Genomic DNA, 1,021 nt, shown 5'->3' with positions numbered 1-1,021 from the left:
AGCTGGTTGCCAAACCTACCAACAACGCAACTTTTCTCTGCTCGTAATTCGAAGTGACAAGCTGAAGCAATCACCAGCTACCGTTGGCGAGTTTCTCGGCTATCCAGTTGATGTGGTCCACGACAACCAATCAAACAACAAATGGTACTCCTCGCTGATCAATGAGTTCAAAAACAGCTATCAACCTAAACCTGAGTTTATTGAGGAAATGTTGTCATCCAAATTGACGACCCACTTTTTTACTTCAAGTGAAATTTCAGAACTCAAACAAAAGTATCAAATGGCGCACTGATGAAAACAAAAATTTTACACATCATCAACGACCTATCTCAAAATGGTGGGGCGCAAAAGTTCTTAGTGGACTTGGTGCTCGAGCATAATCCCGAGTATGAAATCAAGATCCTCGTGTTGTGTGCTGAGAACGACTATTTGGAACAACTCTCCGCACAGGGAATCCAATGCTTTAACTGGCAGACACTGTCTCTATCGGAAAAATGGTCACTACTACGCTGGCCAGATCTCGTTCACGGACACCTGTATCCGTCTATTTACCTAGCGCTGCTTGCTATTGGGAAAAAACGCATTCAAACAGAACACTGCTCTTACAACCGACGCAGAGATTACCCTCTGTTTAAGTTCATAGAATATGTCCTCTATTGGGGTCACCACTATACCGTTAGCATCAGTGAAAAAGTTCAAGAAGAATTGGTGAAGTTCATGCCTCGGTACCAACACAAGTATCGAGTTGTACATAACGGCGTCGACTTAAATCGCTTCCCAATGGCGGCTAAACAAGCCCACGATATCAGCGAGAAAGCAACCATCAACATTGGTATGGTTGGCCGACTACATGAACACAAAGATCACGAAACGTTAATTCACGCCATCGCAAAACTGCCTGAGTGCTACCACTTACACCTTGCCGGAGATGGAGACAGAAAAGCCTCGCTTCAACGACTCGCTCAATCGTTAAACGTTTCACTTCGCGTGCATTTTCACGGAGTCGTATCCGATATCCCTC

At 44.6% G+C, this 1,021-nt stretch carries 2 protein-coding genes; both read left to right on the top strand.

Annotated features, from left to right (window positions below; all coding sequences use genetic code 11):
* Window positions 1–292, top strand: a 292-nt coding sequence (locus R7040_RS24920; RefSeq protein ID WP_318097343.1) for a putative capsular polysaccharide synthesis family protein, incomplete at its 5' end; no start/stop codon positions are given.
* On the top strand, window positions 292–1,021 hold a 730-nt coding region (locus tag R7040_RS24915; RefSeq protein ID WP_318097342.1), incomplete at its 3' end, for a glycosyltransferase. The genes R7040_RS24920 and R7040_RS24915, both read left to right, overlap by 1 nt.

The sequence above is a fragment of the Vibrio sp. 1069 genome (assembly GCF_033340555.1).
The sequence above is the reverse complement of the archived record's forward strand: the minus strand, read 5'-3'. Positions and strand labels throughout refer to the sequence as shown.